Annotated in this window: 16 protein-coding genes; 13 read left to right on the top strand and 3 right to left on the bottom strand. The window is 66.4% G+C overall.

The window, feature by feature from the left end; all coding sequences use genetic code 11:
- Nucleotides 1–30: 30 nt before the first annotated feature.
- Nucleotides 31–729, bottom strand: a complete 699-nt coding sequence (mtgA, locus tag K3M67_RS08400) for a monofunctional biosynthetic peptidoglycan transglycosylase (RefSeq protein ID WP_066859465.1) — start codon at nt 727–729, stop codon at nt 31–33.
- Nucleotides 730–915: 186 nt separating this feature from the next.
- Here mtgA and trxB point away from each other — a divergent pair, with 186 nt between their 5' ends.
- Nucleotides 916–1,878 carry a thioredoxin-disulfide reductase gene (gene trxB / locus K3M67_RS08395; RefSeq protein ID WP_066859100.1) on the top strand — a complete coding sequence of 321 codons (963 nt, stop codon included), beginning with the start codon at nt 916–918 and terminating at the stop codon, nt 1,876–1,878.
- A gap of 76 nt (nt 1,879–1,954) precedes the next feature.
- On the opposite strand, the gene K3M67_RS08390 is transcribed toward trxB, so the two are convergent.
- Both K3M67_RS08390 and K3M67_RS08385 read right to left on the bottom strand, forming a co-directional pair.
- Complete coding sequence (locus tag K3M67_RS08390) at nt 1,955–2,245, bottom strand: phosphopantetheine-binding protein (protein ID WP_066859101.1); 291 nt, start codon at nt 2,243–2,245, stop codon at nt 1,955–1,957.
- Between the two features lie 27 nt (nt 2,246–2,272).
- Nucleotides 2,273–3,283, bottom strand: coding sequence for a GNAT family N-acetyltransferase (locus tag K3M67_RS08385; RefSeq protein ID WP_285831267.1), 1,011 nt, complete (start codon nt 3,281–3,283; stop codon nt 2,273–2,275).
- Nucleotides 3,284–3,366: 83 nt separating this feature from the next.
- Here K3M67_RS08385 and K3M67_RS08380 point away from each other — a divergent pair, with 83 nt between their 5' ends.
- The 12 genes from K3M67_RS08380 (at nt 3,367) to xrtA (ending at nt 18,382) form a co-directional block, all read left to right on the top strand.
- Nucleotides 3,367–4,893 (top strand): acyl-CoA ligase (AMP-forming), exosortase A system-associated, encoded by a 1,527-nt coding sequence (locus tag K3M67_RS08380; RefSeq protein WP_285832913.1) that lies wholly within the window; start codon nt 3,367–3,369, stop codon nt 4,891–4,893.
- A complete protein-coding gene (locus K3M67_RS08375) occupies nt 4,890–6,122 on the top strand; it encodes a pyridoxal-dependent decarboxylase, exosortase A system-associated (protein WP_285831266.1) in 1,233 nt (410 codons plus the stop codon). The genes K3M67_RS08380 and K3M67_RS08375 overlap by 4 nt, the downstream gene beginning before the upstream one ends.
- A gap of 131 nt (nt 6,123–6,253) precedes the next feature.
- A complete protein-coding gene (locus K3M67_RS08370) occupies nt 6,254–6,898 on the top strand; it encodes an XrtA/PEP-CTERM system exopolysaccharide export protein (protein ID WP_285831265.1) in 645 nt (214 codons plus the stop codon).
- A gap of 2 nt (nt 6,899–6,900) precedes the next feature.
- Entirely contained in the window at nt 6,901–8,421 is a 1,521-nt protein-coding gene (locus K3M67_RS08365) for an XrtA system polysaccharide chain length determinant (RefSeq protein ID WP_066859104.1), read from the top strand.
- 14 nt (nt 8,422–8,435) lie between these two features.
- Nucleotides 8,436–9,356, top strand: coding sequence for a P-loop NTPase (locus K3M67_RS08360; RefSeq protein ID WP_066859105.1), 921 nt, complete (start codon nt 8,436–8,438; stop codon nt 9,354–9,356).
- Nucleotides 9,353–10,957 carry a hypothetical protein gene (locus K3M67_RS08355; RefSeq protein WP_285831264.1) on the top strand — a complete coding sequence of 535 codons (1,605 nt, stop codon included), beginning with the start codon at nt 9,353–9,355 and terminating at the stop codon, nt 10,955–10,957. The genes K3M67_RS08360 and K3M67_RS08355 overlap by 4 nt, the downstream gene beginning before the upstream one ends.
- 23 nt (nt 10,958–10,980) lie before the next feature.
- On the top strand, nt 10,981–12,618 hold the full coding sequence (locus tag K3M67_RS08350) for an XrtA/PEP-CTERM system-associated ATPase (RefSeq protein ID WP_285831263.1): 1,638 nt from the start codon (nt 10,981–10,983) through the stop codon (nt 12,616–12,618).
- Nucleotides 12,619–12,640: 22 nt separating this feature from the next.
- The gene (locus K3M67_RS08345; protein WP_285831262.1) at nt 12,641–13,486 is read left to right on the top strand and encodes an XrtA system polysaccharide deacetylase; all 846 of its coding nucleotides are present in this window, start codon (nt 12,641–12,643) and stop codon (nt 13,484–13,486) included.
- Nucleotides 13,483–14,553, top strand: coding sequence for a FemAB family XrtA/PEP-CTERM system-associated protein (locus K3M67_RS08340; protein WP_066859108.1), 1,071 nt, complete (start codon nt 13,483–13,485; stop codon nt 14,551–14,553). The genes K3M67_RS08345 and K3M67_RS08340 overlap by 4 nt, the downstream gene beginning before the upstream one ends.
- A gap of 12 nt (nt 14,554–14,565) precedes the next feature.
- Nucleotides 14,566–15,639, top strand: coding sequence for a FemAB family XrtA/PEP-CTERM system-associated protein (locus K3M67_RS08335; protein ID WP_285831261.1), 1,074 nt, complete (start codon nt 14,566–14,568; stop codon nt 15,637–15,639).
- A complete protein-coding gene (locus K3M67_RS08330) occupies nt 15,636–16,850 on the top strand; it encodes a TIGR03087 family PEP-CTERM/XrtA system glycosyltransferase (RefSeq protein WP_285831260.1) in 1,215 nt (404 codons plus the stop codon). The genes K3M67_RS08335 and K3M67_RS08330 overlap by 4 nt, the downstream gene beginning before the upstream one ends.
- A complete protein-coding gene (gene xrtA / locus K3M67_RS08325; protein WP_285831259.1) occupies nt 16,847–18,382 on the top strand; it encodes an exosortase A in 1,536 nt (511 codons plus the stop codon). Before K3M67_RS08330 ends, xrtA begins: the two co-directional genes overlap by 4 nt.
- The last annotated feature ends 7 nt before the right edge of the window (nt 18,383–18,389 follow it).

Below are 18,389 nucleotides of genomic sequence, written 5' to 3'. Positions count from 1 at the left end.
GAGAAGGGCGGGGAGAAATCCCCGCCCTTTTCATTTCAGACACCCATCCAGCCCATCGCGCTGCACCACGCCGATGCGGGCGGCGATCGAATTGCCGTAGCGGCGGGTGAATCCGCTGGGCGCCACGGCCGCGCGCTTCTTGGGCAGCGGCAGGACGGCGGCGATGCGCGCTGCCTCGGCACGGGTCAGCTTGCCCGCGCCATGGCGGAAGTAGCGAATAGCGCCCGCCTGTACGCCGTAGGTTCCGATCCCGGTCTCGGCGACGTTCAGATAGACCTCCATGATCCGTCTTTTCCCCCACATCGCCTCTATGAGGACGGTGAACCAGGCCTCCAGACCCTTGCGGACGAAGCCGCCGCCCTGCCAGAGAAAGACATTCTTCGCCGTCTGCTGACTGATGGTCGATCCGCCGCGCACGCGACCGCCGCTGGCGTTATGGATCGCCGCCTTGGCGATCGCGTCCACGTCGAAGCCATGGTGCGAGCAGAATTTCCCGTCCTCCGCCGCGATCGCCGCCCGCGCCATGTCCGGATCGATCTCGTCCAGGCTGGTCCAGTCCTTGGTGATGCCATTGGGGTCAAGCAGCATCGTCCAGGTCACGGGCGGCGGCACGAAGCGGTAGACCACTACCATCAGCAGCGACAGGGCGACGAAGCCAAAGAGGAGCCTGAGCGGGATGCTGATCCAGCGCGAGCGGCGGTTGCGGGCAAAGGCGGAAGGTGCGTTCATGCCGCCAGCGTAACGCGCCGGCGGCACGGTTCAAGCCGCCGGATCGGCCGAGAGCGAGTGCGGCTCTTCATTCACGCCATGGCCCGCGCAGGCCAGCTTGCATGGCGCCAAGCAAATCCTTCGCTTGCCAGCGCTTCGTCACGGCCTATCTCTCTGGCCAACACGAATCGCAGCCGAAAGCCTCTTATGACCGCTACCCATTCGACCCGCATGTTGATCCTCGGTTCCGGCCCGGCGGGCCTCAGCGCCGCCATCTACGGCGCGCGCGCCGGCCTTGCGCCGATCGTGGTGCAGGGGATGCAGCCGGGCGGGCAACTCACCATCACGACCGACGTGGAAAATTATCCCGGCTTCAAGGACGTGATCCAGGGGCCTTGGCTCATGGAGCAGATGCAGGCCCAGGCCGAGCATGTCGGCGCGCAGATGATGTATGACCAGATCGTCGACGTCGACCTCAGCGAGCGTCCCTTCCGCCTGCGCGGGGACAGTGGCACGCTCTACGTCGCCGACACGCTGGTGATTTGCACCGGCGCCCAGGCCAAATGGCTGGGCGTGCCTGGCGAGGAGCATCTCCAGGGCAAGGGCGTTTCGGCCTGCGCCACCTGCGATGGCTTCTTTTATCGCGGCAAGAAGGTGGTGGTGATCGGCGGCGGCAACACCGCTGTCGAGGAAGCGCTCTACCTCACAAACCACAGCCATGACGTGACGCTGATCCACCGCCGGGATTCGCTGCGCGCGGAAAAGATCCTGCAACAGCGCCTGCACGCCCATCCGAACATCAAGGTACTTTGGAACAAGGCGGTGGAACAGTTCGTCGGCGGCGGCACGCCCGAAGGGCTGGTGGGCGTCGACCTCATCGATACGGTCACGGGTGAAAAGTCGCATGTACCGACCGACGGTGGTTTCGTTGCCATCGGCCATCATCCGGCGACCGAACTCTTCACCGGCAAGCTGCCGCTCGACGAAGGCTATATCCTGGTGGAAAAGGGCACGACCCGCACCGCCATTCCCGGCGTGTTCGCGGCGGGTGACGTCACCGACAAGATCTACCGCCAGGCCGTGACCGCCGCCGGCATGGGCTGCATGGCCGCGCTCGACGTCGAGAAATTCCTGGCCGAGGCCGATTTCGAGGAACTGGTCGAGGCTTGAATATATGCGGCCCCGGCGAATGCCGGGGTCTTGGACGATGGCGCCAGAACCGGGCCTTCGCCGCTGAAACGGGCGTTCAGCCCGTTATCTTCGCCTGCGCGAACGCTACCAGGGTTCCGAAAGTCTCGAACGTGTCACCGTCGATATCGTCATCCTCGATCAGGATGTCGAAACGGTCCTCCATCTCGGTCAGCAGGCCGGCGACCGCCATGGAATCCAGTTCGGGCAGAGCGCCGAACAACGGAGTGTCCGCGTCGAACGCGTCGACTTGGCTCTGCGTCAGTCCCAGCACGTCGCGCAACAGCGCTCGCATCAGGCTGTCCACATCGATGGTCCGATCGACCGGTTGAGAAGTTTGCGCCCGCATGATGGGGCCTGAATAAAGGCTCGCGGCCTAACCTACAAGCGCGGAAATAGCCGTCCGCGCCGCGGGCAGCCAGGCGGAGGCCGCGCGCGGGTTGAAGGCGTCGATCCGCTGGAGCGGAACGCGTTGCTCCATCCAGTCGCGCTTGTAGCCATTGTCGCCGGTACCGTAGTCGATCAGCGTGACTCGATCCTGATCGATCGCCTGTTCGAACATGGCGTGGCTCAGCAGCGTGCCGGGCGATCCGCCGTCGCACGCGCGGTCATGGCTCAGCTTGTGGATCAGCGCGACGCCATGCTCGATCGTCCACAATTGCGTCGCGACCGCCCGTCCGTCGAGCCGGGCGAAACCCAGTCGCAGGGTTCCCGCTGCCGCTTCCCGTTCGGCGAGGGCGCGCAGGAAATCGAGGCCGCTCGCCGGTTCCGCGTCCTTCCAGCTGCGTGCATGGACATCGACATAGTCGGTCCACAGATCGTCGGTCAGCCTGTCGCTGATCGACAGGGCGAAGGGGCTGTTGCGCCCTTTGCGCCGGACCAGGTTCCGCAGCCGGCCGGGGCGTGCCGCCCAATAATCCTCAAAGCTGCGACCCTCCATCTTCAGCAAATGGCGCCCGCCCATCGGCCGGCTTACGGTAAACCAGCCCGCGCGGCGCAAGGCGTTCAGCAGCTCGGTGCCATCCTCGAGTGGATAGAGGTCAATCTGCGCGCACTGCGCGAGCAATGCGCGGGCGACCGCGTCGAGCAGGCGTGCCTGCGCGGCCGGGTCCGGCGCACCGAGGAAGATGGGCGCCCAGGAAAAGCTGTACCAGTTCGCCAGCGCGCTGATCCGGCGCGGGGCAGGGGCGACCAGGAACAGCCAGACTTCGGCCTCGCCCTCCTGAGCGTGGAGGATGCGGAGCGGCAATTGGGCGCAGCAATGGCGATGGAGCGCCTCGAACCAGTCGAGTCTTCCGAAAAGGGCGGGCACATGGCCGCGACCGAGGCGGCCGGCGAGCGCCTGCCGCACATCATCCAGGCTGTGATATTCCCTTGGCGCCCGCAACCGACTATCTCCGCCCCAGTCACGACACGCATAGGAGAAGAATCTGCACATGGAGTTAAGCGGCCGTGACTGAATATCCTTCCATGATCGACGGCGCTCAGCTTAGTCCGGTGGACCATCTGCTGCTTCGCGGCGATTCGGTCCAGCTGGCGCTGGACGGCCGATCGGGCAGCTACAGCTATGCCGAACTGGAACAGACGCTGGGCCGGCTGGCCGGTTGGCTTGCGGGCTTCGGACTGGAATCGGGCGCACGGGTCGCGAGCTGGGTGGCCAAGGGGCCGGTGGCGGCGCTGATGCCGCTGGCCGCGCCGCGCGCCGGCCTGGTCCATGTGCCGATCAATCCGCTGCTCAAACATGCTCAGGTCGCCCATATCCTGGCGGACAGCGGGGCAGCGCTGCTGATAGGAACGGCGGCGCGACTCGACAGCCTGAAGCCGGGTGACGTCCCGCCCGGATGCCGGCTTCACCGGGAAGATGATGCGGCCTGCGCCATGAGCGGCGGGCAGGGGATAGGCCCATCGGACGCAAGGCCGGACGATCTGGCCGCGATTCTCTACACCAGCGGGTCGACCGGGCGGCCCAAGGGCGTGGTGCTGACCCATGCCAATCTATGGCTGGGCGCGGTGGCGGTGGCTGACTATCTGAAACTCGCGCCAAACGATCGCACCGCCTGCGTCCTGCCCTTCAGCTTCGACTATGGCCAGAACCAGCTGCTTTCGACCTGGTTCTCGGGTGGCTGCGTCTATCCGCTCGACTATCTGACGCCGCGCGACGTCATGAAGCTGGTGGACCGGCGCGACATTACGACATTGGCTGGCGTGCCTCCGCTCTGGGTGCAACTGACCGAACTGGAATGGCCGTCGGAAGTCGCTGCGAAATTGAAGCGCCTGACCAACAGCGGCGGCGCGCTGACCCGTCCGCTGGTGGCGAGGCTGCGGGCACTATTCCCTCAGGCGGACCTTTATCCCATGTACGGCCTGACCGAGGCGTTTCGCTCCACCTATCTGCCGCCCGCTCTGGTGGACGCTCATCCCGATTCGATGGGCAGCGCCATCCCTTTCGCCGAAATCCTAGTTGTGCGCCCCGACGGTAGCCTGACCGACAGCGACGAGCCGGGCGAACTGGTCCATTGCGGCCCGCTGGTGGCGCAGGGCTATTGGCGCGATCCGGCGCGCACGGCCGAACGCTTCCGGCCGGCACCGGCCGCGTCGCGCTATGGCGGCATGGCGGTCTGGTCGGGCGATACGGTGCGGCGCGACGCGGACGGACTGCTCTATTTCGTCGGCCGCGACGACGCGATGATCAAGTCGGCCGGGAACCGCATCAGCCCGACCGAGATCGAGGAGGCGGCCGTCGCCGTGCCCGGCGTGGCCGAAGCGGTGGCGCTCGGCGTCAAGGACGACCGGCTGGGACAGGCGGTGCGTCTGCTCCTGCGCGCCGACGATCCCGCCATCGCCGAAGCGGTCGCGGCGCAGCTCAAGGTCGAACTGCCCAATTTCATGCAGCCCAAGGACATCATCGTGCGCCCTGAATTTCCCCGCAATCCCAATGGCAAGATCGACCGGGTTGCACTGTCGAGAGATTTTGGCACCGGGGAGTCTGGCGTATGAAGCCCATGGGTCCGATCCCGTCCTGGTTCGATGCCGAGGACGACATGCTGCTGATCGGCGACTGCGGCGCGGAAAGCCTGGTGGACGAGGCGGGCGACACGCCGCTCTTCGTCTATGACATGGCGATCGTCGAGGCGCAGGTCCGCCATTTCCGAGACGCCATGCCGGATACGCTCCATCTTCATTATGCGATCAAGGCCAATCCCTTCGTCCCGCTGCTGGCGCGCATGGCGCATCTGGTCGACGGTTTCGACATCGCTTCGGGTGGCGAAATGGACATGGCGCTCGAAGCTGAAATGGCGCACGATCGCATCAGCTTCGCCGGGCCGGGCAAGCGCAATGACGAATTGTCCGCCGCCATCTTCGCGGGCGTGACCATCAATCTCGAATCGGAAGGGGAGGCGCGCCGCGCTCTGGCCGTGGCCGACGCGATCGGCAAGACGCCGCGCCTTGCCGTCCGCGTCAATCCCGACTTCGATCTCAAGGGGTCGGGGATGCGTATGGGTGGCGGCGCCAAGCCCTTCGGCGTCGATGCGGACCGGGCGGCGGCGCTCGCCCGCATGGTGATCGACGCCGGGGCGGCGTGGCAGGGCTGGCATATCTTCGCGGGCAGCCAGAATCTGGATCCGCTGGCGATCATCGAAACCCAGGCCGCGACCATCGCACTTGCCGCACGCCTGTCCGACGATGTGGGCGCCAGCCCGGCGCTGGTCAATCTGGGCGGCGGCTTCGGCATCCCTTATTTCCCCGGCGATCAGCGGCTCGACATCCGGCCGATCGGCACGGCGCTCGACACGGCTCTGGAGCAGAGGGCCGACATTCTCCGCGGCAGCGGCTTCGCGATCGAACTTGGCCGCTGGCTGGTCGGCGAGGCGGGCGTCTATCTGACGCGCGTGGTCGACGTGAAGATCAGCCAGGGTGAAACCTTCGTCGTTGTCGACGGCGGCCTGCACCATCAACTCGCCGCCAGCGGCAATTTCGGCACGGTCGTGCGGCGCAACTATCCGATCGCGGTCGCAAACCGTTTCGGCGTCGCCCCGGCGGCGGAACCGGTAACGGTCGTGGGATGCCTCTGCACGCCGATCGACCGGCTGGGGGACAAGGTAGCCCTGCCGCCGGTGGAGGAGGGCGATCTCATCGCCATCTTCCTTGCCGGAGCCTATGGCGCATCGGCCAGCCCCGCCGCCTTCCTTGGCCACCCAAGTCCCCGCGAACTTTTACTTGGCTGATTTGCTCGGGACTTAACTCCTAACGGTATCTTTACCCTTTCGGGGCAAGAAGAAGCCCAAAGCCCTGTTCCCTCGGGCCGCCTCTTCTCTTTGGCGGCCGATGGCGCATGGCCACGACAAGGGGTGAAAATATGCGTTTCGTGCCGGTTTCCAGGCTTCTGCTCGGTGCATCGCTGCCCGCCGTCGCCTTGTCGGGCTGCGCCTCCGGGCCGTCCGGGCCGCAATTGCCCCCGGCCTCCTTCGTCTCGACGCAGGAGGGGCCGGGCGAGGAATATGTCATCGGCCCGCTCGATGATCTCACCATCTTCGTCTGGCGCAATCCCGAACTGGGCGCGAAGGTTCAGGTGCGCCCCGACGGTCGCATCACCACGCCGCTCATCACCGACATGCCAGCCGTGGGCAAGACGCCCAAAATGCTGGCCGACGACATCAAGCTGGCGCTGACCCAATATATCGAAAATCCGCTGGTGTCGGTGATCGTCAACAATTTCAGCGGCACCTTCAGCCAGCAGGTCCGGATCGTGGGGGCGACGGAAAAGCCGGCTTCCATTCCCTATCGCGCCAACATGACCCTGCTCGATGCGATGATCGCGGTGGGCGGCCTCAGCGAATTTGCCGCGGGCAATCGCGCGCGACTGGTGCGCTTCGACAAGGATACGGGCAAGCAGAAGGAATATCAGGTGCGCCTGAACGACCTGCTCAAGAAGGGGGAAACCCGTGCCAACGTCATGCTGGCGCCCGGCGACGTCATCATCATTCCCGAAAGCATGTTCTGACCATGGCGGGCCTTTACGACGAACTGATGGTTCTGCTTCACGGCATCTGGAACCGGCGCTGGATCGCTCTCGGCGTCGCCTGGGGCGTTTGTATGCTCGGTTGGCTGGGCGTGGCGCTGATCCCCAACAGCTACCAGTCCAAGGCGCGGGTCTATGTGAACACGCAGTCGCTGCTGGAGGACAAGCTGGGCATCACTCAGGTCCAGTCGCAACAGGATCTCGACCGGGTGCGCAGTACGCTCGCCAGCGCGGAAAATCTGGAAAAGGTCGTGCGCGAAACCGATCTGTCGCAGACCGTCGCCGGCCCGCGCGACATCGCGGCGAAGATCACCAGGCTGCGCGAGAATATCACCGTCATGGCGCAGGCCGATCCCAGCATGATCGACATCAGCGCCATCTCGGCCGATTCGGGCCTGTCGGACGGTGCCAACGCGCGTATTGCGCAACAGATCGTGCAGAAGCTGATCGACATCTTCCAGGAAGAAAATCTCTCGGGCGACCGCAACGAAACCAAGCAGAGCCTGGCTTTCCTCGACCAGCAGATCGCCGCGCGCGGCAAGCAACTGGAAGCCGCCGACCAGCGTCGCGTCGAATTCGCCCAGCGCTATGTCGGGCTGTTGCCGGGCGCCGGTTCCATCAGCCAGCGCATGGACGCCGCGCGGATGGAGATCAACCAGCTCGATTCGCAGCTGGTCCAGGCGCAGAGCGCGCTGTCCGCGATGAACGGCCAGCTGGCCGGCACGCCGCAGACCCTTCCGGGCATGGGTGCGTCCGGCGGCCCCTCGGCGCTGTCGCAGGCGCAATCCAACCTCGCATCGATGCGCGCGCGCGGCTGGACCGCTAGCCATCCCGACGTCATCGCGGCCCAGCGCGAAGTCGATGCCCTGCGTCGCGCGGGCGGCGGCAGCGCAAGCGGCGGTGGCGGCACGCCCAATCCCGCCTATCTATCGATCAAGTCGATGCAGGCCGAGCGCGCAGCGACCGTGCAGGCGCTCCAGACGCGCAAGGCGCAGCTTCAGGCCGATCTCAACACCATGATGTCGCGCCAGGTCGATGAACCCGGCGTCGCGTCCGAGCAGGAAAAGCTCGACAGCGACTATGCGGCGCTCAAGACTCAATATGACAAGCTCATGTCCGACCGGGAGGAAATCCGGCTGCGCGGCGAGGTCAAGACCGAGACCGGCTCCGTCCAGTTCCGTGTCATCCAGCCGCCCAGCGCCCCGACCGCGCCATCCGCGCCCAACCGGCCGCTGCTGCTGCTGGGCGTGCTGATACTGGGCATCGGCGCAGGGATCGGTGTGGCTTTCGCCATGGGCCAGCTCAAGGGCAGCTTCTCTACCGCCGCCCGGCTCGAAAAGGCGATCGGCCTGCCTGTGGCCGGTTCGATCAGCCAGATGCGCAACGCCGCGCAGGTCGCGGTCGAACGGCAGCGGCTCAAATGGTTCGCCGGCGCCAGCGGCGGCCTGGCCGCTGTCTGCCTGCTGCTGATCGTCGTCGAATTTGTCCAGCGTGGCATGGCGTGAAGGATCGGAAAACCATGAACCAGCACAGCTCCATCACGGGCCGTGGATCGCTGATCGAGCGCGCCACCGAAATCTATGATTTCAATGCCGCGCTCAAGGGCCGCGCCGCGCCAGCGGTCGACCTCTCGGCCGACCTGCCGCCGCTGCCCGCAGCTGCGGTCGAGGCGACCGCTCCTGCTCATGCGCGGGCGATGCGCGCGCCTGCGTGGACCGGCCCGATCCAGCCGATCGACCGCATGGCGCTGGCGGAGGCCGGCTATCTCCAGCCCGACGGTCCGGTGAGCGCGATGAGCGAGGAGTTCCGCCTGCTCAAGCGCGACCTGCTCGCCCAGTTGCAATCCAGTCCGCGCGGCAATCGCATCCTCGTCTGTTCCGCGCATAGCGGCGACGGCAAGAGCTTCTGCGCAATCAATCTGGCGCTCAGCCTGGCGGCGGAGAAGGATCGGGAAATCCTGCTGGTCGATGCCGATTTCGGCAAGCCGGGCATCCCGGCCAAGCTGGGACTGACCGCCGGGCCGGGTCTGATGGACGCGCTGGCCGATCCGTCGATCGCGATCGAGGATATCATCATCCGCACCGATCTGCCGTCGCTGGCGGTGTTGCCCGCCGGACAGCGGAGCAACAATGACACCGAATATCTGGCCTCTGCCCGGACCCAGCACCTGCTGTCGCGGCTGACCGAGGGGCGCCCGGAACGGATCGTCATCTTCGATTCGCCACCCCTGCTCGCAGCCTCTCCGGCCGCCGTACTCGCCAGCCATGCCGCGATCGCCTTGCTGGTCGTGCGCGCCGACCGGACGAGCGAGAGCGCGGTCCGCGAAGCCGCCGCCATGCTGAAGGGCGGAACGCAGGTGCAACTGCTGCTCAACGCCGTCAGCTTCACGGGCGGCCGCCGTTTCGGCAGCTATTATGCCAAGGGGGGCGAGCAGTCATGACGGCGCGCCATTGGATTTCGGGCGCGTCCATGTTTGCGCTGGCCGCCATGGCCGTGCCGGCGCTCGCCCAATCGTCGCAGCCACGGCAGCGGCTCGATGTCGTGCCCTATCTCGGCATCGACCAGGTCGTCATGGCGCCGCTCAAGGGCGATGGCGACGTGCTGACCTATACCAATGTCACGGCAGGCGTGACGGCCCAGATCCAGAGCCGTCGCGTGGAAGCGACCATCGACGCCCAATATAATCACAGCTTCGGCTGGGGGAGCCAGACGCCCGACCAGGACGTCATCAGCGGCATAGTGAGCGCGCAGGCCCATGTCGCCCGCGGGCTGACGCTCAACGCCGGCGGTCTCGCGACGCGCGTTCGGACCGACGGGCTTTCGGGCGCGACGGCGCTCAACGACAGCAGCTACACCAGCCAGGTCTATGCCGGCTATGTTGGCCCGTCCTATACGACGCAGATCGGCGATTTCACGGTCAATGGCTCCTATCGGCTGGGCTATGCGCGGGTGGAGGACGATATCGATGCGGACCTCCCCGGCGCGCTGCCCGGCGGCTCCTTCGCCGACAGCTGGACCCACAGCCTGCTCGGCTCCGTCGGCTTCGCGCCTGGAACCGTGCTGCCGGTCGGCCTGACCGCCAGCGCCGGCTATGATCGGGAGGATGCCAGCCAGCTCGACCAGCGGTTCGAGGACGCCTGGGGCCGGCTGGACGCTACCCTGCCGGTGTCGCGCACCGTCGCGCTGGTCGGCGGCATCGGTTATGAGGACATCGAGATCAGCCAGCGCTCGCCGGTGCTGGACGCGACGGGCGCGCCGGTCATACGCGACGGCCGCTATGTCACCGACAAAAGCTCGCCGCGCGCGCTGGTCTATGAATTTGACGACATCATCTGGGACGTGGGCGTGCTCTGGCGGCCCAGCCATCGCACCTCGCTTCAGGCGCGCGTGGGCGAACGCTATGGCGGCATGACCTATCAGGGCAGTTTCCTCTGGCAGGGGCGCGACAGTAATTTCGCGCTTGTCGTCTTCGACGGCATCGACAGTTTCGGCCGGATGATCATGGCCGATGTCGCCGCCCTGTCAGGCAGCAACCTCAACGTCGTGCGCAATCCGTTCACCGGCGACCTCACCGGCTGCGCCTTCTCCGCCACCGGCGGCGGGCAATGCTTCAACGACGCGCTGTCGGGCATCACCGACGCCAATTTCCGTTATCGCGGCGTTTCGGCGCAATATGCGCTGCGGCGCGGCCCGTGGGGCTGGGGACTGGGCGCCGGCTATTCGCAGCGCAAGTTCATCACGCCGCAGGGCCAGACCGTGCTGATCCGCGGGTCGCGGGATGAAAACTGGTTCGGCAATGCGTCGATGACCTATATGTTCAACGACCGGGACAGCATCGATACTGTCGCCTACATCAACTATTTCGATGCCAGCGGTGGACGGCCCGATGTCCTCAACTACGGTGCTTTCACCAGCTATTTCAAGGGGCTGAGCCGACGTTTGTCGGCATCGGCGTCCGTCGGTATCGACGGCGTCAAGGCCGATGACATCGACACGGTCATCAGCGCCATGGGGCAGGTCGGCCTGCGCTACAGCTTCTAACCGATCGCCTTGGAGACGAAGAGATGTACGATCAATTCTACGGATTGCAGGGCCGCCCGTTCCAGCTGACGCCGGACCCGCATTATTATTTCGAGAGCGCCACGCACCGCAAGGCGCTGTCCTATCTGGGCTATGGCCTTGCCCAGGGCGAAGGCTTCATCGTCATCACCGGTGACATCGGCGCGGGCAAGACGACGCTGGTCGGGCATCTGATGCAGACGATCGACCCGGCGCGCCTGACCGCGGTCAAGATCGTGTCGACGCAGGTGGAGGGCGACGACATGTTGCGCCTCGCCGCGCAGAGCTTCGGTCTGGAGACGGAAGGCTTCACCAAGGCGGCGACCCTGCAACGAATAGAGGGCTTTCTCCATGCCCAGGCGCGCGCCGGACGGCGTAGCCTGCTGATCGTGGACGAAGGCCAGAATCTGGGGATTTCGGCGATCGAGGAACTGCGGATGCTGTCCAACTTCCAATTGGGCGGACAGTCGCTCCTCCAGATATTCCTGCTCGGCCAGCCGGAATTTCGCGACCTGCTGAAATCGCCGGAACTGGAACAGTTGCGCCAGCGCGTGATCGCGACCCATCATCTCGAACCGATGATGCCGCGCGAGGTCGAACCCTATATCCTCCATCGTCTTGGCGTGGCGGGTTGGAGCGGAAACCCCGCCTTCACCCCGGCCGCCTTCTCCGCCCTTTATGCCGCGACCGGCGGCGTGCCGCGCCGCCTCAACGCGCTTGTCAGCCGCGTGCTGCTGCTGGGCGCGATCGAGGGATTGCACGAGATCGACGCCGATGTCGTGGCGGCCGTGGTCGCCGACATGGGCATGGATGTCGACCTGATGCCCGAACCGATCGCACCGTCGGTGCTCGATCTGGCCCAGGAACCGGCCGAACCGGATGGGGCCGATCCGGTGGAAGCCGAGGAGGCGGCGGTTGAACCCGAATCTGCCGAACCCTTGCCGGTATTCCCCATGGCGGAGGCGTCGGAATCCGCGTGGACCGAGCAGCCGGGCGCCGATCCGCAACAGCCGGAGCAAAGCCTGGCCGATCCGGTCGATCAGGATGAGGATGCACCGCTGGACCTGGAGGGCGAGGACTATCAGCCGCGTTTCCTCTCTCCTGCGCGTTTCGCCGCTCCCTATGGCAGTACGGCCGAAGCGGAGAGCGAGCCGGTGTCCCCGGTTCCCTCTTTCGCATCGTCCCATGATGAGCCGACCGAGGATGTCTGGCCCGTCGACGCCCCGGACGAGCCGGTCGCCTGCCATTCGGCCGACCGGCAGGACTCCGACGAACCGGAACTCGACCCCGTCCACGCCCTCAACCAGGACGAAGACATCGTCGATCCAATCCACCCGCAGGAGACCCTCGATATGCTGCGCCGCGACATGCAGGACGAAATCGCCGCCCTGCGCGCCGAAATCGCCTCGCTGCGCGCGGTCCAGGCCCACGCGCCTTTCGGCGCGCCGGTGCCGACGGTCGATCCCGAAGCGCTAAAGGACTGCTTCACCCTGGTCGAGGAACGCCTCTCCACGCTCGAATTTCGCGCCGAGGAGCAGGATACCGCGCTGCGCCGCGTCCTGACCATGCTGGTCGAATGGGTCGAGCGTGAGGATCGGATGGCCGACGCCGGGCAGGATGCGGCGCTGGCCCGCGCGCACTGATCGAAGGCGGGGTGACACGACCATGCGCAACGCCCTGTCCGTCGATGTGGAGGACTGGTTCCAGGTCGGCGCTTTCGAGCGCACGATCGACCGTGCCGACTGGGACGGGCTGACCCACCGGGTCGAGCGCAATACCGATGCGGTGCTGGATCTGTTCGCGCAGGCGGGTGTGAAGGCGACCTTCTTCACCCTGGGCTGGGTCGCGGAGCGCTATCCCGCGCTGATGCGGCGCATTGCGATGGGCGGGCATGAGATTGCGAGCCATGGCTACGACCATGCGCGCGTCTTCACCTTCACGCCCGACCAGTTCCGCGCCGACCTGCGCAAGGCACGCGCCCTGCTGGAGGATGCGAGCGGGCAGGCCGTGACCGGCTATCGTGCGCCCAGCTTCTCCATCGATCCGCGCACGCCCTGGGCGCATCCGATCCTGGCGGAGGAAGGCTATCGCTATTCCTCCAGCGTCGCGCCGATCCGGCACGACCATTATGGCTGGCCCGATTCTCCGCGCTTCGCCTGGAAGCCGGTCAAGGATTCGCCGCTGGTGGAGTTGCCGGTCACGACCGCCAGGTTGGGCAAGCGCACATTGGCGGCTGGCGGCGGCGGCTTCTTCCGTCTGCTGCCCTATGGCTTTTCCCGCTGGGCGATCCGGCAGGTCAACGAACAGGCCGGCCGGCCCGCGATCATCTATTTCCATCCCTGGGAAATCGATCCCGATCAGCCGCGCGTGGCCGATGCGCCGCTGCGCTCCCGCCTGCGCCATTACAGCAATCTGTCGGTGATGGCGGCCAAGCTGCGCCGCCTGACCGGTGATTTCGACTGGACTCGGGTCGACGCCCTGGCCGATGCCGAAGCGGCGCGCGCGACATGATCGCAGGAAACGGCGCCGCTATCGCCATAACCATGCTCGACCTGCGCGATCCGGTGCAGGCGCAGGCGGTCGACGCCTATGTGCTGGATCATGCGGAAGGAACGCCCTTCCATCGTCCCGCGTGGCTCGGCGCGATCGAGGAGGCGACGGGAAACCGGGCCTTGGCGCTGACGGCAGTCGCGCCTTCGGGTCAGATCATCGGCTTCCTGCCGCTCCATCACGTCAAGAGCGCGTTCTTCGGGCAGGCGCTCATATCCACCGGCTTCGCGGTCGATGGCGGCATATTGGCCGACGATGCGCGCGCGGTGGCAAGGCTCGCCGCGGCGGCGCAGGAACTTGCGCGCGCACGCGGAAACCTGCCGATCGAATTGCGCGGGGGCGTGGAACCCGGATCGGGCTGGGACCGGCGGGAAGGGCAGCATGTCGGCTTCAGCCGCCCGATCGCCGCCGATGACGAGGCCGAATTGCTGGCCGTGCCGCGCAAGCATCGCGCCGAACTGCGAAAGGCGCTGGCCAATCCCGCGCTGACGGTCGAGGTGGGCCGGGACCGGCGCCATCTGCGCGACCATTATCATGTCTACGCCACCAGCGTCCGCAATCTCGGCACGCCTGTCTTTCCCGCGCGCCTGTTCCGCGCCGTGCTGGAACGGTTCGGCCAGGATGCCGACATTTTGATCGTGCGGGAAGGGGGGCGGGCCGTATCGGCCGTGCTCAGCCTCTACCATCGGGGCCGGGTCATGCCCTATTGGGGCGGCGGCATCAGTGATGCCCGCCGGTTGCGGTCCAACGAACTCCTCTATTATCGGTTGATGGGCCATGCCCGGACGCGGGGCATGACCGGGTTCGACTTCGGCCGGTCCAAGGTCGGCAGCGGGCAGGCTGCCTGGAAGAGGAGCTTCGGCTTCGAACCGCATCCGCTCGTCTATCATGCCTGGTCGCCGGACGGAGCCCGGCGCGACGTCGATCCCACCAGCGCCCGATATCAGCGACGGATCGAATATTGGAAGAAATTGCCGTTGCCGGTCGCCAACCTTGTCGGACCATTCATCGCGCGCGGACTGGGCTGAGGGGAGATGACCATGAACGCGATTGTTGATCTTGCGGTTATCGTGCAGGAGGCCCGCCTGTCCGATCCCGCGACGGTCGCCGCACTCGACAAATGGGTCCTGGCCCATCCCGATTCGACGCCGTTCCACCGGCCGGGATGGATCATGGCGGTCGAGGCGGGCACCGGACAGAAGGCGAAAATGCTGGTCGCGCGCCGCCCGGGTGGCAAAATCGCCGGCGTGTTGCCGCTCACCCATATCCGGTCTGCGCTGTTCGGCCGCGCCCTGGTCAGCAGTGGCTTCGCGGTCGACGGCGGCATGTTGGTCGATCACCGGAAGGCGGGTCCGGCACTGGCCGATGCCGCCTGGACGCTCGCCCGGACATTGGGCTGCACGACTGTCGAACTGCGCGGCGGCGAAGCGCCGACCGACCCCATCTGGCAAAACAAGGCCGACGCCTATCTCGGTTTCTCCCGTCCCCTGGCTGAGGACGACGCCGCGGAACTCAAGGCCGTGCCCAAGCGACATCGGGCCGAAATCCGCAAGGGACTGGCCAATGATCTGGCCTTCGAGGTCGGCCGCGACAAAAGACTGCGCGACATTCACTATCGGCTCTATGCACACAGCGTCCACAATCTCGGCACGCCCGTCTTTCCCCGCGCCCTGTTCGACGCCGTGCTCGACCGGTTCGGGGATGATGCCGACATCGCCCTTGTGTCGAAGGATGGCAAGCCGCTCTCGGCCGTCATCAGCCTTTACCATCAGGGCGCCTGTATGCCCTACTGGCACGGCGCAGCGGATGGCGCGCGCGCGATGCGCTCGAACGAGGCGCTCTATTTCCGGCTGATGCGCCGCGCGCACGAGCGGGGCTGCACCCTTTTTGACTTCGGCCGGTCGAAGGTCGGAACCGGCCCGGCGGCATGGAAGAAGACATGGGGCTTCGCGGGTGAACCGCTGGGCTATCATCTGCGCACCGCGCCGGGCCATGAGACGCGCGACGTCAACCCGCTGTCGCCCCAATATCGGCGCAAGGTCGAATTGTGGAAGAAACTGCCCGAATCCCTCGCCAACCTGATCGGCCCGCATATCGCGCGAGGGCTGGGGTGAGCGGAGACATTCTTTTCCTCTGCCACCGCATTCCCTTTCCGCCGGACCGGGGCGACAAGATCCGCTCCTGTCATCTGCTGAAACGTCTGGCGCAGGTGGCGCCCGTCCATGTCGGCTGTTTCGCCGACGATGATCGCGACATGGGCTTTGCCGGTGAACTGGCGCAGGTCGCCGCCAGCCAGTGCGTGCTGATGCGCGACCGGTCCAGGGTCGTCGCCGGCCTGACCGGCCTCGCCCGGCGCCAGTCGCTCCTCATCGCATTGTTCGATCATCCCGGCCTGCACCAATGGGTCGCCCGCACGCTCGCGGAACGGCCGGTCCGCGCCGTCTTCGCCTATTCGGCGCAGATGGCGCATTTCGTGCCCGTGCTGCCGGCGCATATCCCGCTGATGATGGATTTCGTAGATTTCGATTCGGCCAAATATGCGGCCTATGGCGCGCAGGGCAGCGGTCCCATGGCCTGGATCAACCGGCGCGAAGGGCGTCGGCTGTTCGATTTCGAGCAACGGACCGCTCGGCGCGCCGCCATATCCAGCTTCGTGAGCGAGGCCGAGGCGCAGATGTTCCGTGCGGCGACGGGCCTCGACCGGGGTCGCGTTGTGGCGATCGAAAATGGCGTCACGCTCGACTATTTCGATCCCGCCGCCGATTTTTCGCCCATCGACGCAGGGCAGGGGCCGCTGCTCGTCTTCACCGGCCAGATGGATTATCGCCCCAATGTCGAGGCGGTGGAAAGTTTCGCCCGCGAAACCCTGCCCGCCATCCGCGCCGCCCATCCCGATGCCCGCTTCGCCATCGTCGGCCGCAACCCGGTCAAGTCGGTGCAGGCGCTTGCCGACCTGCCCGGCGTGATCGTGACCGGCGGCGTGCCCGATGTGCGCGGCTGGCTGGCGGCGGCGGATGTCGTCGTCGCACCGCTGCGGATCGCGCGCGGCATCCAGAACAAGGTGCTCGAAGCCATGGCGATGGCCCGGCCGGTTGTGGCCTCGTCGCAGGCCGCCGAAGGCATAGACGCAACCCATGGCGCGCATCTTCTGGTCGCCGACGATCCCGCGAAGGAAGCCGAAAGCATCATCGCGCTCCTCGCCGACCCGGCCCGCGCGGCGGCGCTCGGGCAAGCGGCAAGGGCGCGGATGGAGCAACGCTATCGCTGGTCCGCGACGCTCGACCGGCTGCCCGATCTGTTGTTGGGCGGGGCTCCGGTCGCATGAGTGATCGCACCATCGCGTCCGACCATGTGCCGCTCATCGCCCTGACCGGCTGGCGCCGCCATCTGGTCGCGCTGGGCGTGGTGGCGTTCGCCATCCTCTCGCTTTTCCTGAACGATGTCTGGTCGATGGTGTCGATCTGGTTGAAAGCGTCCACCTTCGGCCATTGCCTCTTCATCCCCTTTCTCATCGCCTGGCTGGTGCAGCAACGCCTGGGCGGCCTGCGCCAGTTGCAGCCGGTCGCCTGGGCGCCGGGCCTGCTCTGGCTGGGCGCCGGCGCCTTTGCCTGGCTGCTCGGCGCGGCGGCGGGGGTGGCGATGATCCGCCATGGCGCGCTGGTCGTCATGCTCCAGGGCGCGACCATCGCGCTGCTCGGTCCGGCGGTCGCCCGCGCTTTGCTCTTCCCGCTCTTTTACGCCTTCTTCATGGTCCCCTTCGGCGAGGAGATCGTACCGCCACTGCAATTGCTGACCGCGCGGCTCGCCATGCTGCTGCTCGACCTGTCAGGCGTCCCCGCGCATATGGAGGGCATCTTCATCACCACGCCGACCGGCTATTTCGAGGTCGCTGAAGCTTGCTCCGGCGCGAAATTCCTGATCGCCATGACCGCTTATGGCGCGCTGGTCTGCAATGTCTGCTTCCGCAACTGGAACCGCCGCATCCTTTTCATGGCTGGCGCGCTCGGCCTGTCGGTGCTGGCCAATGGCGTCCGCGCCTTCGCCACCATTCTCGTGGCGCACCTGACCACGGTCGATGCCGCTGTCGGCTTCGACCATGTCGTTTATGGCTGGGTCTTCTTCGCGATCGTCATGTTCCTCGTCATGGCGGCCGCCTGGCCCTTTTTCGACCGCAGGCCCGGCGACCCCTGGTTCGATCCGCGCGCTCTACAGCGCGAAGGCGCGGGCGGCGGCCCGGTGGGCAAGGTGGCGGGCGCAGCGCTGGCGCTCGTGATCGCCGCGCCGCTCTGGCTCGCCGCCACCGCCGCGACCGCTGCCGCGTTGCCGTCGGTGCTGGAAATGCCGTCCGTCGCGGGCTGGACCCGCACCAGCACGCCGCAGGCCTATCCGTGGATACCCCGCTTCGACGGGGCGGATCATTTCGTGAGCGGCCGCTATCGCAATGGCCGCGGGCGGGTGGTGGATCTCGCCATCGCCACTTATGTCCGGCAGGAGGACCAGCGCGAACTGGTCGGCTTCGGCCAGGGCGCGGCTGATCCCGACAGCGAATGGGTCTGGTCCTCGCCCGCTCGCGCGCCCGCCGACGCGCGTGGCGAGCAGATCACCGCGCCCGGCCCGGTGGTGCGCCATGTGGTGAGCTTCTACGTCGTGGGCGATCGGGCGCCGACCGGCAGCAAGGCAACGGTCAAGCTGGAAACGATGAAGGCCCGGCTGCTGGGACAGGACCAGCGCGCCGTTGCCATCCTCGTCTCGGCGGAACAGGGGGAAGGTCACCCTGCTGACTCCGCCATATCCGCCTTCCTGACCGATCTGGGCGACGTGCGGGTTTTGGCTGACCGCAGCATCGGTATCCGCTAGAGGTCTT

The sequence above is a fragment of the Sphingobium sp. V4 genome, assembly GCF_029590555.1.
Classification (GTDB): domain Bacteria; phylum Pseudomonadota; class Alphaproteobacteria; order Sphingomonadales; family Sphingomonadaceae; genus Sphingobium.
This window is presented reverse-complemented; position numbering and strand designations above follow the sequence as displayed.

Bases quoted from the DNA above. Each gene is read 5' to 3' on its own strand.
- trxB (WP_066859100.1), top strand. From the start codon at position 916: ATGACCGCTACCCATTCGACCCGCATGTTGATCCTCGGTTCCGGCCCG.
- K3M67_RS08365 (WP_066859104.1), top strand. From the start codon at position 6,901: ATGGCGGGCCTTTACGACGAACTGATGGTTCTGCTTCACGGCATCTGG.
- K3M67_RS08345 (WP_285831262.1), top strand. From the start codon at position 12,641: ATGCGCAACGCCCTGTCCGTCGATGTGGAGGACTGGTTCCAGGTCGGC.
- K3M67_RS08350 (WP_285831263.1), top strand. From the start codon at position 10,981: ATGTACGATCAATTCTACGGATTGCAGGGCCGCCCGTTCCAGCTGACG.
- K3M67_RS08375 (WP_285831266.1), top strand. From the start codon at position 4,890: ATGAAGCCCATGGGTCCGATCCCGTCCTGGTTCGATGCCGAGGACGAC.
- K3M67_RS08390 (WP_066859101.1), bottom strand. From the start codon at position 2,245: ATGCGGGCGCAAACTTCTCAACCGGTCGATCGGACCATCGATGTGGAC.
- K3M67_RS08370 (WP_285831265.1), top strand. From the start codon at position 6,254: ATGCGTTTCGTGCCGGTTTCCAGGCTTCTGCTCGGTGCATCGCTGCCC.
- K3M67_RS08360 (WP_066859105.1), top strand. From the start codon at position 8,436: ATGAACCAGCACAGCTCCATCACGGGCCGTGGATCGCTGATCGAGCGC.
- K3M67_RS08355 (WP_285831264.1), top strand. From the start codon at position 9,353: ATGACGGCGCGCCATTGGATTTCGGGCGCGTCCATGTTTGCGCTGGCC.
- mtgA (WP_066859465.1), bottom strand. From the start codon at position 729: ATGAACGCACCTTCCGCCTTTGCCCGCAACCGCCGCTCGCGCTGGATC.
- K3M67_RS08380 (WP_285832913.1), top strand. From the start codon at position 3,367: ATGATCGACGGCGCTCAGCTTAGTCCGGTGGACCATCTGCTGCTTCGC.
- K3M67_RS08335 (WP_285831261.1), top strand. From the start codon at position 14,566: ATGAACGCGATTGTTGATCTTGCGGTTATCGTGCAGGAGGCCCGCCTG.
- K3M67_RS08340 (WP_066859108.1), top strand. From the start codon at position 13,483: ATGATCGCAGGAAACGGCGCCGCTATCGCCATAACCATGCTCGACCTG.
- xrtA (WP_285831259.1), top strand. From the start codon at position 16,847: ATGAGTGATCGCACCATCGCGTCCGACCATGTGCCGCTCATCGCCCTG.